Raw genomic sequence first — 12,967 nt, 5'->3', positions numbered from 1 at the left:
CGAAATCGCGCCGATTTCTGGACTGAGCGATTCGATCGGCCCCTCGGGCCGAGCGGATCGGGAGGGAAGAAATCGGCTTTGGGCGATTTCGCCGCCTCGACGGAGTCGAGGCAGAAGACTCAGACGACCGTGATGCCCATGGAGCGGGCGGTGCCGGCGATGATCTTCGCCGCCTGGTCGATGTCGTGCGCGTTGAGGTCGGACTCCTTGGTCTTCGCGATCTCGCGGACCTGGTCCCAAGTGACCTTGGCGACCTTGGTCTTGTGCGGCTCGCCGGAGCCCTTCTCGACACCAGCGGCCTTGAGCAGCAGGCGTGCGGCCGGCGGCGTCTTCAGCTTGAAGTCGAACGACCGGTCCTCGTACACGGAGATCTCGACCGGGACGACGTCCCCACGCTGCGACTCGGTCGCGGCGTTGTAGGCCTTGCAGAACTCCATGATGTTGACGCCGTGCTGGCCCAGAGCCGGGCCGACCGGCGGAGCGGGGTTGGCCGCGCCCGCCTTGATCTGCAGCTTGATGATCGCCGCAAGCTTCTTCTTCTTGGGTGGCATTTCTTTTCCTGTCCTGTACTACGTTCCCCGCGTACCTGCCGTGGACGTGGGGACTGCGACCGCGCGGCGGCCGTCAGATCTTGGAGACCTGCGTGAACGACAGCTCGACCGGGGTCTCCCGGCCGAAGATCGACACCAGGACCTTCAGCTTCTGCCCGTCGACGTTGACCTCGGAGATCGTCGCCGGCAGGGTCGCGAACGGGCCGTCCATGACCGTGACCGACTCGCCGATCTCGAAGTCGACCTCGACGGCCGGGCCACCGAGCGGGGCCGAGGCCGAGCCGGACTCGCCCTTGCCCTTGGCCGGGGCTTCGTTCTCGACCTTCGGGGCGAGGAACTTCAGCACCTCGTCCACGGTCAGCGGCGACGGCCGCGAGGTGGCGCCGACGAACCCGGTGACACCCGGCGTGTTGCGCACCGCGCTCCACGAGGCGTCGTTCAGGTCCATCCGGACCAGGATGTAGCCGGGCAGCACCTTGCGCTGCACCTGCTTGCGCTGGCCGTTCTTGATCTCGGTGACCTCTTCGGTCGGGACCTCGATCTGGAAGATGTAGTCCTCGACGTCCAGCGTCGTGGTGCGGGTCTCGAGGTTGGTCTTCACCTTGTTCTCGTACCCGGCGTAGGAGTGCACGACGTACCACTCGCCCGGCGCGGCCACCAGTTCGGCGCGCAGCGTGGCGACCGGGTCGTCGTCCGCCGCGGCGGGCTCGGCCTCGGCGCTCTCGGCGTCGGCGTCGTCCGCCACCTCGGCGGTTTCGGCCTCTGCGGAGTCGGCTTCCTCGGAGGCGGCTTCGTCGACCTCTTCGGCTTCGGGCACGTCGACGGGTTCCAGGTGTGCGGACTCCTCGTCACCGAGTGCCGCGTGCACCTGCTCGTCGGAAAGCTCGGTCAGCTCCTGACCGGCTGCTGTGCCGTTGTCGGAGGTCACGTTCCGTCCTCTCAGTTGATCATTGCCGGGGTCAGGCCGGGACCTGGAGCCCCATCGGCGCGCGCCGGGGCCGCGTCAGCCGAATACGTGGCCGATGCCCCACTTGAACAGCAGGTCCAGGCCACTCACCAGGGCCACCATGAACACCACGAAGACCAGCACGACCGCGGTGTAGGTGACCATCTGCTTGCGGTTCGGCCAGATGACCTTGCGCAGTTCCGCCCACACCTCGCGGACGAAGCGCACCAGCCGCGCGAACACGGAGGCCTTCTTCGGCTTCTGGTCCCGCTTCGGGGTCGGAGCGCCCTTCGCGTCGGCGGACTTCTCCCCCGACTTCCCGGCCGGCCGCGCCTTGTCGTCCGCACGTGCCGCGGACTTGCCCGCCGGACGAGCGGTCGCGCGGCGTTCACGCCTGGCAGCGGCTGTGACCGGGCGGGACTGGCTCTCGGGCTTCGACCCGGTGCCGTCCTGCTCCTGCTCGCCGCCGCTGGCGTCGCTGTCGCTCACGACCACTCCTTCGCTCCACCAGTTCCGTTACGCAGGGGTGACAGGACTTGAACCTGCAACCTGCGGTTTTGGAGACCGCTGCTCTGCCAATTGAGCTACACCCCTGTGAGGTCCCGATCGCTCGGGGCCCCCGTGGACGCCTTCCAGCATCCCCACCATCCAGGCGGGGATGACCGTAGTGCTTTCCAAGTCCCGAAGTCTACGGCAACCCCTGGGAGAGTCCGCAACCGCGCCCCCCGAGCGACCGCCGAACCCCGGTCGGCCTGCGGGAAACTCCCCGCCGACCTGGTGATCATGCCAGGATGTCCGCCATGACGAGCAACCCGGAGTCCCGCTCACCGGTGAGCGGGACGCGACTCGGGCTCGCCCTGCCCCAGTACGGCGCCCTCGCCGATCCCGCCGCCGTCGCGCGCTTCGCCGTCGCCGCGGAGGAACTCGGCTTCGGCTCGCTGTGGGTCGGCGACCGGATCCTGACGCCGCTCGAGCCGTCCGATCTCTACCCGGGCGGCGGAACGCCGGAGCACCCGTACCCGGAGGAGTTCAAGACCTTCGCCGACCCGTTCACGACGCTGGCGACGGCGGCAGCGGTGACGGACACGGTCCGCTTGGGCATGAGCGCCCTGACCGGCCCGGTCTATTCCCCCGTCCTGCTCGCCAGGGCGCTGACCTCGCTCGACCTCGCCAGCGCGGGACGGCTGGACGTCGGCTTCGGACTCGGTTGGCTGCGCGAGGAGTACTTCGCGACGGGCGTGCCGTGGGCGGGCCGGGGCGAGCGGCTCGACGCGGTGCTCGACGCGCTCGACGCGATCTGGACCGGTGACCCGGTGGCGCACGAGGGCCCGCAATGGCGGATCGCGCCGTCGACGGTCGGCCTGCGCCCGGCGCAGGATCCGCGGCCACCGGTGCTGCTCGGTGGCTTCGCGCCACCGGCGCTGGCCCGCATCGGCCGCCGCGCGGACGGCTGGCTGGCCGGCTGGATGCCCCGGCAGTACCTCAAAGCCCTCTGGACGGTGGCGCTCGAAACGGCCGAAAAAGCCGGCCGGGACCCCGGCACCCTGCGGCGGGTACTGCGGATCAACCCGCGCGCGGGCACCGGGGTCGAGTCGGTCGCGGACGTCCTGCCGTGCCTGGACGTGGCCCGCGAAGAGGGCATCACGGAGGTGCTGGTCGACCTGCACTACGTCGCGAAGGACGTCGACCACGCACTGGAGCTGGCCGGCGAACTGGCCGGCTGAGCCTCAGGCCTCGCTGTCGGCGAGCGTGGCGAGCGCCTGCGCCTTGGCCGCGAACTTCCAGTTCGCGAGGTCGCGGATCGTCTTGATCTTCAGCTCGGCGAGCAGCTCGTCGTGCTTCGGCGTGAGCCCCTCGAGCGCGGACGGCGGGGCGTCCAGCAGCTCCTTGATCGACTTGTCCTCGTAAGCCTTGTCGACGAGCTTGTTCAGGTTCAGGGCCACAGCGCTTGCCTGCCTTTCCTCGGTTCGACTTGTTCAGCGGGGCCCACCCTCGCTGTGATCCTCGTCGCACGCAAGTGTCGATCCCTCGTTCAGGTTCACCCACCCAAAGGCCAGTTAGTTCTAGTACAGTTAGAACTATGCTCGTACGGATCGATCCGAGTTCGACCGTCCCGCTCTTCGAACAGGTGGCGGGTTCCCTCCGCCGCGCCCTCGCCGCGGGCAGCCCGGCGCAGGGCGACCAGCTGCCGCCGGCCCGCGAGCTGGCGACGTCGCTCGAGATCAACGTCCACACCGTGCTGCGGGCGTACGCGCTGCTGCGCGACGAAGGCCTCATCGACCTGCGAAGACGGCGTGGTGCCGTGGTGCTCGGCGGTGCGCCGTCGCGGGCCCGGCTCACCGAGCTGGTCGCGGCCGTGGTCGACGAGGCGAAGCGTGCGGGCGTCGGCCTGGACGAGCTCACCGGGGTGATCAAGGAGAAGTACTCATGACCAAGCTGATCCGGGTCCTGATCGCGACGGCCGTGCTGCCGGGCGCGGTCCTGGCCGTCGTCGCCGTGCTCGCGAACGCGTGGGCGGACCGGCTGCCCGACCCCATCGCGACGCACTGGAACGACGGGCCGGACAACGCGAGCTCCCTCGGGCTGTTCGTCACCGTGTGCCTGGCGCTCGGCGTGGTCGTGACCGCGGTCGTGGTCGTCATCGCCGTCGTCGCGCTGCGCAACGGCCGCCCGCTGCCGCGCCTGGCCGTCGGGATGGGCGCCGGGCTCGCCGCGATGCCGTCCGCCGTCCTGGTTTCGACGCTCGTGCTGAACCTCGACGCGCCGGACTGGCACGCGGCACGAGGGGGCGCCTTGGTCCTGCTCTTCCTGCTGGGCGTGGCCGGGCTCGGCGTCGTGGCCGGGTTCATCGGCGGCCTGCCCGCGCCGGCTCGCGAGCACCGGACCGGCGCGAACCGGCCGAGCGTCGGGCTCCGGCCGGGGCAGCGGGCGTTCTGGTCGGGCCGCGCGGCGAACCCGGCGATGCTCTGGGCGCTGCTGGCGATCCCCGGCGCGATCGCGTTCCTGCCCGCCGGGCTCCCGTGGCCGACGGCCGTCTGGATCGGCTTCGTCGGCGCGGTGGTCGCGGCGTTGACCTACCGGCTGCGGGCGAAGGTGGACGGCACGGGCGTGACGATCCGCTTCGGCCTCATCGGCTTCCCGTGGCGGCACCTCGAGCTGAGCGACATCCGCGAGGCCACCGTGCGCGAGCTGACGACGTTCGGCGACGGCGGGCTCGGCCTGCGCTTCAACGCGGTCACCGGCACGACGGCGTACAAGGTGCGCGGCGGCCCGGCGCTGGAGCTGACCTTGGCGAACGGCCGGACCGTGCTGGTGAGCGTCGACGATCCGGAGACCGGCGCCGGCCTGGTGAACGACCTGATCGCCCAAGGCGTCACCCGGATTGACTAGGTGCACCGGCGACGGCGGCCGGTAGAAACGGACGAGTGGCGAAAAAGAGCGGTGGGGGCGGCTGCCTCGTGGTCGTGCTCGTGGTCGGGTTGCTGATCTTCGGGTACTACAAGTGGCAGCACGGCTCGTCCGCGGCGCCCCCGGACGGCGCGGACACCGGCGGCGGCAGCGGCCGCTACGTGGCCCTGGGGGACTCGTACACGTCTTCGCCGCGCACCGGCGGGCAAGCAGGCCAGCCGGCGGGCTGCGAGCGCACGGACGACAACTACCCGCACCTCGTGACAGCGAAGGTAAAGCCGGCCGAGTTCGCCGACGTCAGCTGCGGCGGCGCGACGACCGCGAGCCTGAGCAGCACGCAGAAGACGTCGAACGGCTCGAACCCGCCCCAGCTGGACGCCGTCAACGGGAAGACCACGCTGGTGACGCTCGGCATCGGCGGCAACGACGTCGGCTTCCTGGGGATCGCGCCGTCCTGCGCGACGGCGCACCCGTCGGCGTCACCCTGCAAGGACAAGCTGACCGCGGGCGGGCACGACCAGATCGCCGAGCGGATCGCGAGCACCGCGCCCAAGGTGGGCGCGGTGCTCGACAAGATCCACGCGAAGGCGCCGCAGGCGAAGGTGATCGTGGTCGGCTACCCCACGGTCCTCCCGGACGGCGACGGCTGCTGGCCCGTGCTGCCGTTCGGCTCGGGCGACGTCGCGTACTTCCGCGACGGGCTCGCCGACCTGAACTCGATGCTCGAGGACCAAGCGAAGTCCCACCGCGCGGGCTTCGCCGACACCGCGACGCCGGGCAAGGGCCACGATGTGTGCGCCGACTCGGACAAGCGCTGGGTGGAGGGCCTGCTGCCGGCCTCGCCCGCCGTGCCGATGCACCCCAACGCGCGCGGCGAGCAGGGCATGGCCGACGTCGTGGTGACCCTGCTGAAGCTGCCTTAGCGGTCAGACGCGCACAAGGACCTGCGGCTTGCCCAGCACGGTCTTGCCGTCGGACTTCACCACGAGGTCGATGCGGGCGATGCCGTCGTCCTGCAGCGCGCCGACCTTGCCGGTGATCTCCACCAGCGCGCCTTCCGGGGTGTTCGGGACGACCACCGGGCGCGTGAAGCGGGCGCTGAAGTCGACCAGTCGGCCCGGGTCGCCGAGCCAGTCCGTCACCACGCGGCCGGACACGGCCATCGTGAGCATGCCGTGCGCGATGACGTCGGGGAGGCCGACGTCCTTCGCGAACGCCTCGTTCCAGTGGATCGGGTTGAAGTCGAGCGCCGCGCCGGCGTAGCGGACCAGCTGGTCGCGGGTGATCCGGACTTCGAGGGCGGGCAGTTCGTCGCCGACGTTCACGCGGCCTCCCCCCGCACCACGAGCTGCGCGCGCGTGGTGGCGATGTGCGCGCCGGCGCTGTCGGTGATCTCGGCGCGCAGGTTGATGAAGTCGTTGCCGGCCCGGGCCATGATCCGGTCGATGTGCGTCGTCAGCAGCAGCGTGTCCCCGGCGTGTGCCGGGCGGCTGTAGGAGAACTGCTGGTCGCCGTGCACCATCCGCGAGTAGTCGAGGCCGAGCTCGGGGTCGGTGACGATCGAGTTGATCGAGGCGAGGTTGATGATCGTGAGGAACGTCGGGGGCGCGATGACGTCCGGGTGGCCGGCGGCGCGCGCGGCCTCCGGGTCCCGGTAGACCGGGTTCTGGTCACCGATCGCGTCGGCGAACTCCCGGATCTTCTCCCGGCTCACTTCGTAGCTGGTCTGCGGCGGGTAAACCCGTCCGGTGAACGACTCGTCCAAGGGCACGCCGACGAGGCTACCAACAGCAAAGAGCCGCCCCGGTGATCCAGGGCGGCTCTTCGAAGCTGGTGCGAACGCGCTACGCGGTCAGCGGGTTTCCTTGTGCGTCCGGTGCGTACCGCAGTTCGGGCAGAACTTCTTCATCTCCAGGCGATCCGGGTTGTTGCGCCGGTTCTTCTTGGTGATGTAGTTGCGGTGCTTGCACTCTTCGCACGCCAGCGTGATCTTGGGTCGCACGTCGGTGGCAGCCACAGCGTTTCCTTCTCTCTCAGGTCCCGGGGCGAGCCCCAGTCGTTACCGCGTAGCGGTGGCCGGACTTGAACCGGCGACACAGCGATTATGAGCCGCTTGCTCTGCCAACTGAGCTACACCGCCCTGACATGCCCAACCCCGGGGGTCCAGGGGGCGTAGCCCCTTGGCGGGGGTCTGGGGGTTCGACCCCCAGATGGACACCGCGAAGCGAGCCAGGCTCGGGATTTCTCCGAGCATAGCTCGCCTGATCGCGGAGCCCCTTTACGGAATCGAACCGTAGACCTTCTCCTTACCATGGAGACGCTCTGCCGACTGAGCTAAAGGGGCCTGGCCTCTCGCGAGGACTTGGAAAGATTACCAAGTCCCGTCACCCGGCTGTGCAACCGGGGTCCCGTTAGTGCAAAACCTCAGGTCAGCAGGGTCAGGACGGTCTCCGAGTGCCGCCCCGGCGAGCGCGCGGTGCGGGCCTGCAGCCACGCCTCCAGGCGGTCCTCCGGCAGCGGCCGCGAGATGAGGTAGCCCTGCGCGACGTCACAGCCCATCGCCTCGAGCTGGTCGCGCGCGACGTCCTCTTCGACGCCTTCCGCGACCACCGTCAGGCCCAGCGAGTGGCCCAGCTCGACGATCGAGCGCACCACGGCCAGGTCGCCGAGGTCGGTGCCCATGCCGAGGACGAAGCTCTTGTCGATCTTGACCTGGTCCACCGGCAGCTGCCGCAGGTAGGCCAGCGACGAGTAACCGGTGCCGAAGTCGTCCACCGCGAGCGTGATGCCCAGCGAGTGCAGCTCGCGCAGGATCGGCAGCGCCTTCTGCGGGTCGGACATCACGCCGGACTCGGTCAGCTCGAACGTCAGCAGCTCGGGCGGGATGCCGACGCGGTCCAGCTCGCGGGCCACCTTGTTCGGGAAGTCCTCGTCGGCCAGGTTGCGCACCGACAGGTTGACCGCCACCGAGATCCGCAGGCCCTCGTCGAGCCACTTGCGGCAGCGCTTCAGCGCCTCGCCGAGCACGAACGACGTCAGCACGCCGATCAGGCCGGCCGCCTCGATGGCCGGGACGAACTCGTCCGGGCCGAGCCGGCCGAACTCCGGGTGCACCCAGCGGACCAGCGCCTCGACGCCGGCCACCTGCCGGTTCGGCAGGGTGATCTTCGGCTGGTAGTGGACGCTGACCTGGCCGTCTTCGAGGGACTGCCGGAACTGCGTGACCATCTGGAAGCGGCGCAGGAAGATCTGGCCCATGCTCGGCACGTAGCCGCGGACCTCCTCACCGCCCTTGGTAGCGCGAACAGCGACGTCGGCGCGCTGCAGCAGGCCTTCGATGTCGACGGCGTCGCCGGTTTCCTCCGCGGACGTCGTCGCGTAGCCGATCATCGCGTTGGCCTCGACCGAAAGCCGGTCCACCGGGTACGGCGCGGACAGCTCTTCGCGCAGTCGCTCGGCCGCCTGGTGGGCGTCCTCGGGCGGGGTGCCGACGAGCAGCGCCGCGAACGACGCGCCTTCGAGCCGGGCCAGCGGGACGTCGGGGCCGAGCGCGTCGCGGATGCGGCGGCCGGCGGCGATGACCATCCGGTCGGCCCAGGCGTAGCCCAGCGCGTCGGAGACGGTCGAGAAGACGTCGAGGTCGATCCGCAGCACGACGGCGTTCGCGAAGTCCCGCAACGGTTCCTTCGCCACCTGCCGGAAGCCCGGCCGGTTGAGGTGCCCGGTGAGCGGGTCGTGGTAGGCGTCGTGGCGCAGGGTCGCGAGCAGCCGCCGGTTGTCCAGCGACGTCGCGAGGTGGCTGGCCATCGTGCCGAGCAGCTGGACGTCGTACTTGCCGAAACCGCGCCAGCGGGACAACCGGTCGTGCGCCTCGACGACGCCGAGCAGCTGGTTCGCGCTGCGCAGCGGGACGACGAGCGCCTCCTGCGCGCCGCGGTCGAGCAGCGCCGCGCGGACGTCGGGGTTGGCCTCGGTGATCCGGAAGTGCCGGACGTGCGCGCCGGGCAGGCGCAGCAGCGGGTCGTCGGCACCCGGGTCGGCGGCCGGCAGGTCGTCGCCCGCGACGACCACGCGCATGGTGTCCTTCGGCTCCAGCCGCAGCCGCAGCACGACGCGGCCGGCGGCGAGCTGGTCCTTGATGCGCTCGGCGATCGTCGCCCACTCGCGGACGTCGACGCCGCCGACGAGCTCGTCCGCGCGGCTGGCCGGGCGCGCCGCGGCCTGCTGGCCGGAGCGGGCGACCATCAGGCTGACGTCCGAGAGCGCCTCCATGTCCCGCTGCTCGCGCAGCAGGTCGGAGTAGGCCCAGTACAGCGCGGTGAGGCCGAGGAAGACGGCGAGCACCAGCGGCCACGCCTTGGGCGTGTTCGAGATGACGAGGTAACCGGAGAGGCCGACCGACGCGTTGACGAACCCGACGACCAGGATCCGTGCGGTGAGCCGGACGGCGGTGCTCACGCGCATCCGGCGGCGCAGCACGCGCACCGCGGCCAGCGCGAGCAGCGTGCTGACGAGCGGCGCGGTCAGCGTGCCGGCGAGCGCGGCGACCCACGGGATCTCGCTGCCCGCACCGGCGCCGACGGCGACCTTCACCAGGCCGGCGACCGCGAAGGCGCCGGTGATCTCGAGCAGGAACGCGCCCGCGTTGTAGAGGACGCGGCCGGCGACCTTCCGCGCGAGCAGCGTGCCGATGCCCGCGACCAGGTGCGCGGCCAGCACGACCTCGAACGGCGCGATGAAGAAGCCGATGACGAGCGGGATCTCGGTGAAGGAGATGGTCCACGAGATGCCGCTGCGGACGTCGACATTGATGCCGAGCTGCTCGGCGAGCAGGAACGCGACCGCGAGGACCGGGCCGATCCACAGCAGCTTGCTGTCCCAGTGGAACGGCAGCCACGAGCCGACCGCGAACGCGGCGACGAGTCCCAGGCTCAGTACCGCGAAGGTGTAGGCGCGGAACCGGCGTTCGTCGGTCCGTGCCTCGGCGGAGGCCACGGGGAGCGGCGCGGTCGCGGGACCGCCCGGCCCGGGCTGCGCCACGGCGTCGCCGTGCGCGTTGGTCTCCGGCATCCGTTCTTCCCTCCCGGATTGCCCACCGGTCCTGATCCGTGACGTCAGGTGTGGACAAGGGCCATACCGTACCCCGTAGGGCGTACTCATGTCCCTTTCGAGACAGTAGGAGATCACCCCAGGGTTAACAATGCCTCGATAGCGCTGACCTGCGTGGACCAAGGGGTGAAACATCAGGTATCCCCTATCCCCGAGGCACCCTCTACGCATTCCGGGCCGGTTAGCGCTTCAATGTGCCCCATGCACAGCGATGTGATTGCCACCGAGCACGCGACGCGGCTCGCGGCGGTGGACCCCCTCCTCCCCGGCTCCTCCCCCTTCGAGAGCACCGAAAACGCGGTGGTGCTGGACGTCGACCTCGGCGACTCGGCCGCCACCGGGCGCGCGTCCCGCGTCCAGGTGGACCGCGACGCCCCCAACGCGCCGTGGCGCGCGCTCACCGAGCACCGCCTCGACCTCCAGCTGGCGGGTCCGCAGCCGGCCGCCGCGCTCGACGCCCTCCTCACCCGATGGGATGAACATCTGCGCGCGGTCGCCGAACCGGGCGACACCGAGACCGCCGCGGTCCTCCCGCGCGCCAGCCGGGACGCCGCCGGCACGCGCGAAATGCTGCACCACGGCTTCGCGCCGCTGCGCGTGGTCGCGGTCCGCCCGGCCGACCGGATGATCCCGGAGGGCCCGCGCGGCACCCCGGGCGTCAAGATCCGCCGGGCCGAGCCCGGTGACCTCGACACCGCGGTGGCGCTGGGGATGGAGCTGCACTCCTTCGACGCCCAGTACGGCACGGTGAACCTGCGCTCGGGCGTCGAGGACATCCTGGCCAAGGACCTCGCCGAGCAGCTCAACCGGCCGGAACCGCCGTTGTGGATCGCCGAGCTGTACGGCCGGGCGCTCGGCATGGTGAACGTCCAGCACCCGGGCGAGACCGGCTGGATCAGCGACCGCGTCAAGGCCGAGCGCGTCGGCTACCTGTCGTCCTTGGCCGTCGCCGAGGCGGCGCGGTCCTCCGGTGTCGGTACCGCGCTGTCGGCCCACGCCCACCAGGTGCTCGACGAGGAGGGCACCGACGTCGTCCTGCTGCACCACGCCGCGGCGAACCCGCTTTCGACGCCGTTCTGGTACGCCCAGGGCTACCGGCCGCTGTGGACGTATTGGCAGCGTCGCCCAGCCGTTCGGTGAACTACTGGCGGATTACCGGTCGCACTCCGTCCTTATAGGCTGGCGCCAGGACTCGAGGGATGGGGAGCCGAAGTGAACGAGCGGGACGCCGCGCCCAGAGCACCCGAGGGCGTCGACACGGAGAAGCCGTCCGCGGCCCGGATCTACGACTGGTACCTCGGCGGTACCCAGAACTGGGCCGTGGACCGCGAGTTCGGGCGGCGCGTCGAACAGCAGTGGCCGCTCGTGCGCCCCGGCTCCAAGCAGAACCGCGAGTTCATGAACCGCGCCGTGCGCGCGGCGCTCAAGGCCGGGATCCGCCAGTTCGTCGACCTCGGCTCCGGTGTCCCCACGGCCGGCAACGTCCACGAGGTCGTCGAGGCCGAGCTGCCGGACGAGCACGACGCGACGGTCGTCTACGTCGACTACGAGCCGGTAGCCGTCGCCCACGCGACGCTCATCCTCGAAGAGGAGGCGGCGACCGACTGGGCCGGCATCGTCCAGGCCGACATGCGCGACGCCAAAGCCGTGCTGCGCGCCGAAGAGACGAAGCGGCTCATCGACTTCTCGAAGCCGGCCTGCGTGCTGATGATGGCGGTGCTGCACTTCGTCGGCCCGGACGACGACCCGCACGGCCTGCTCAAGGCGTACCGCGACGCGCTCGCGCCGGGCAGCTGGCTGGCGATCTCGCAGATGAGCGAGGGTGACGGCGAAGGCGAGTCGCTGGCCGGGCTGAGGTGGTTCGTCGAGCAGTACCGGAAGACGAGCAACCCGGTGTGGCTGCGCACCCGCGAGGAGATCGTGCCGCTGTTCGGCGACTGGCCGATCCTGGAACCGGGCGTCGTGCACCTGCCGGACTGGCGGCCCGACCGGAAGCTGAACGTCCTGGAAGCCGAAGCCCGCCCGTACGCGTGGTGCGGTATCGCGGAGAAGCCGCTCGGATGAGCGAAAACGCGCCGATCGCACCCGCCGGGGTGGACACGGAGAAGCCGTCCGCCGCGCGCGTCTACGACTGGTACCTCGGCGGCAACCACCACTGGGCGGTCGACCGCGAGTTCGGCCGCCGCGTGGAGAAGGTGTGGCCGCTGATCCGGCCGATCTCGCGGCAGAACCGGGCGTTCATGAACCGCGTCGTCTCGGCCGCGATGGACGCCGGCGTCCGCCAGTTCGTCGACCTCGGCTCCGGTGTGCCCACCGCGGGCAACGTGCACGAGATCGTCCGGGAGCTGCTGCCCGACGGCGAACGCGCGTCGGTGGTCTACGTCGACTACGAGCCGGTGGCGGCCGCGCATTCCCGGCTGATCCTGGAGAAGGAAGACGCGACGGACTGGGCGGGCCTGGTCGAGCGCGACATCCGTCGGCCCGTGGAGATCTTCGCGGACGACGTCGTGTCGGACCTGATCGACTGGTCGCGGCCGGTGTGCCTGCTGATGATCACGGTGATGCACTTCGTCGGCCCGTCCGACGACCCCGACGGCCTGATGGCGACGTACCGCGCGAAGCTGGCGCCGGGCAGCTGGCTGGCGCTGACGCACGGCACCTGCCGCGACGACGCCCCACCGGCCCGCGCGGCCGAGGTGAAACGATTCATCGACGCCTACCGCGCCACGACGAACCCCGCGTGGCTGCGCACGGCGGAAGAACTGCTCCCCTGGTTCGGCGGCTGGCCGCTCTTGCCGCCGGGGATGACATCGTTGCCGGACTGGCGCCCCGACGAGCGTCCGACGGTGCTGGATCTGGAGACGCGGCCCTTCGCCTGGTGCGCGGTCGCACGCCGCCCAAGCCTCTGACCTGCGCTTTCCCTGATCGCTGTGGGCGAACGCACCATCGGAAA

General features: G+C 70.6%; 15 protein-coding genes and 3 tRNA genes. 7 read left to right on the top strand and 11 right to left on the bottom strand.

The window, feature by feature from the left end:
• Positions 1-119: 119 nt before the first annotated feature.
• The 4 genes from rplK to OG439_RS41940 all read right to left on the bottom strand — a co-directional run bounded on the left by rplK (position 120) and on the right by OG439_RS41940 (position 2,091).
• Positions 120-551 (bottom strand): 50S ribosomal protein L11, encoded by a 432-nt coding sequence (gene rplK / locus OG439_RS41955; RefSeq protein ID WP_155548843.1) that lies wholly within the window; start codon positions 549-551, stop codon positions 120-122.
• 73 nt (positions 552-624) lie between these two features.
• Positions 625-1,479 carry a transcription termination/antitermination protein NusG gene (gene nusG / locus OG439_RS41950; protein ID WP_326945994.1) on the bottom strand — a complete coding sequence of 285 codons (855 nt, stop codon included), beginning with the start codon at positions 1,477-1,479 and terminating at the stop codon, positions 625-627.
• Positions 1,480-1,554: 75 nt separating this feature from the next.
• Positions 1,555-1,992, bottom strand: coding sequence for a preprotein translocase subunit SecE (gene secE / locus OG439_RS41945; RefSeq protein ID WP_247060469.1), 438 nt, complete (start codon positions 1,990-1,992; stop codon positions 1,555-1,557).
• Positions 1,993-2,018: 26 nt separating this feature from the next.
• Positions 2,019-2,091, bottom strand: a tRNA-Trp gene (locus OG439_RS41940).
• 206 nt (positions 2,092-2,297) lie between these two features.
• On the opposite strand from OG439_RS41940, the gene OG439_RS41935 reads away from it, so the two are divergent.
• Positions 2,298-3,221, top strand: coding sequence for a TIGR03619 family F420-dependent LLM class oxidoreductase (locus OG439_RS41935; protein WP_326945993.1), 924 nt, complete (start codon positions 2,298-2,300; stop codon positions 3,219-3,221).
• A 3-nt stretch (positions 3,222-3,224) separates the two neighbouring features.
• Here the strand turns inward: OG439_RS41935 and OG439_RS41930 are convergent, their stop codons facing one another.
• The gene (locus OG439_RS41930) at positions 3,225-3,440 is read right to left on the bottom strand and encodes a hypothetical protein (protein WP_326945992.1); all 216 of its coding nucleotides are present in this window, start codon (positions 3,438-3,440) and stop codon (positions 3,225-3,227) included.
• A 137-nt stretch (positions 3,441-3,577) separates the two neighbouring features.
• Here OG439_RS41930 and OG439_RS41925 point away from each other — a divergent pair, with 137 nt between their 5' ends.
• Genes OG439_RS41925 through OG439_RS41915 form a run of 3 tightly spaced genes read left to right on the top strand, consistent with a single transcriptional unit; the run spans position 3,578 to position 5,828 of the window.
• Positions 3,578-3,928 (top strand): GntR family transcriptional regulator, encoded by a 351-nt coding sequence (locus tag OG439_RS41925; protein ID WP_326945991.1) that lies wholly within the window; start codon positions 3,578-3,580, stop codon positions 3,926-3,928.
• Positions 3,925-4,887, top strand: coding sequence for a hypothetical protein (locus tag OG439_RS41920; RefSeq protein ID WP_326945990.1), 963 nt, complete (start codon positions 3,925-3,927; stop codon positions 4,885-4,887). The genes OG439_RS41925 and OG439_RS41920 overlap by 4 nt, the downstream gene beginning before the upstream one ends.
• Positions 4,888-4,922: 35 nt before the next feature.
• Complete coding sequence (locus tag OG439_RS41915; protein WP_326945989.1) at positions 4,923-5,828, top strand: SGNH/GDSL hydrolase family protein; 906 nt, start codon at positions 4,923-4,925, stop codon at positions 5,826-5,828.
• Between the two features lie 3 nt (positions 5,829-5,831).
• Here OG439_RS41915 and OG439_RS41910 read toward each other — a convergent pair whose 3' ends face one another.
• From OG439_RS41910 to OG439_RS41885, 6 genes are all read right to left on the bottom strand, one after another.
• Positions 5,832-6,230, bottom strand: a complete 399-nt coding sequence (locus OG439_RS41910; protein WP_247060461.1) for a MaoC family dehydratase — start codon at positions 6,228-6,230, stop codon at positions 5,832-5,834.
• Positions 6,227-6,676, bottom strand: a complete 450-nt coding sequence (locus tag OG439_RS41905; RefSeq protein WP_326945988.1) for a MaoC family dehydratase N-terminal domain-containing protein — start codon at positions 6,674-6,676, stop codon at positions 6,227-6,229. Before OG439_RS41905 ends, OG439_RS41910 begins: the two co-directional genes overlap by 4 nt.
• Positions 6,677-6,757: 81 nt before the next feature.
• Positions 6,758-6,922 (bottom strand): 50S ribosomal protein L33, encoded by a 165-nt coding sequence (gene rpmG, locus OG439_RS41900; RefSeq protein ID WP_005152047.1) that lies wholly within the window; start codon positions 6,920-6,922, stop codon positions 6,758-6,760.
• 50 nt (positions 6,923-6,972) lie between these two features.
• Positions 6,973-7,045 (bottom strand) — tRNA-Met (locus tag OG439_RS41895).
• A gap of 131 nt (positions 7,046-7,176) precedes the next feature.
• Positions 7,177-7,249 (bottom strand) — tRNA-Thr (locus OG439_RS41890).
• Positions 7,250-7,329: 80 nt separating this feature from the next.
• Positions 7,330-9,975, bottom strand: coding sequence for a putative bifunctional diguanylate cyclase/phosphodiesterase (locus OG439_RS41885; protein ID WP_326945987.1), 2,646 nt, complete (start codon positions 9,973-9,975; stop codon positions 7,330-7,332).
• Between the two features lie 240 nt (positions 9,976-10,215).
• On the opposite strand from OG439_RS41885, the gene OG439_RS41880 reads away from it, so the two are divergent.
• The 3 genes from OG439_RS41880 (at position 10,216) to OG439_RS41870 (ending at position 12,923) form a co-directional block, all read left to right on the top strand.
• A complete protein-coding gene (locus tag OG439_RS41880) occupies positions 10,216-11,154 on the top strand; it encodes a GNAT family N-acetyltransferase (RefSeq protein WP_326945986.1) in 939 nt (312 codons plus the stop codon).
• Between the two features lie 72 nt (positions 11,155-11,226).
• Complete coding sequence (locus tag OG439_RS41875; protein WP_326945985.1) at positions 11,227-12,078, top strand: SAM-dependent methyltransferase; 852 nt, start codon at positions 11,227-11,229, stop codon at positions 12,076-12,078.
• Positions 12,075-12,923 carry an SAM-dependent methyltransferase gene (locus tag OG439_RS41870; RefSeq protein ID WP_326945984.1) on the top strand — a complete coding sequence of 283 codons (849 nt, stop codon included), beginning with the start codon at positions 12,075-12,077 and terminating at the stop codon, positions 12,921-12,923. Before OG439_RS41875 ends, OG439_RS41870 begins: the two co-directional genes overlap by 4 nt.
• Positions 12,924-12,967 lie beyond the last annotated feature (44 nt).

Source organism: Amycolatopsis sp. NBC_01307, assembly GCF_035975215.1.
In the GTDB taxonomy this organism is placed as follows: Bacteria; Actinomycetota; Actinomycetes; order Mycobacteriales; family Pseudonocardiaceae; genus Amycolatopsis.
Note: the sequence above shows the minus strand (reverse complement) of the source record. Positions and strands in the feature narration are given on the sequence as shown.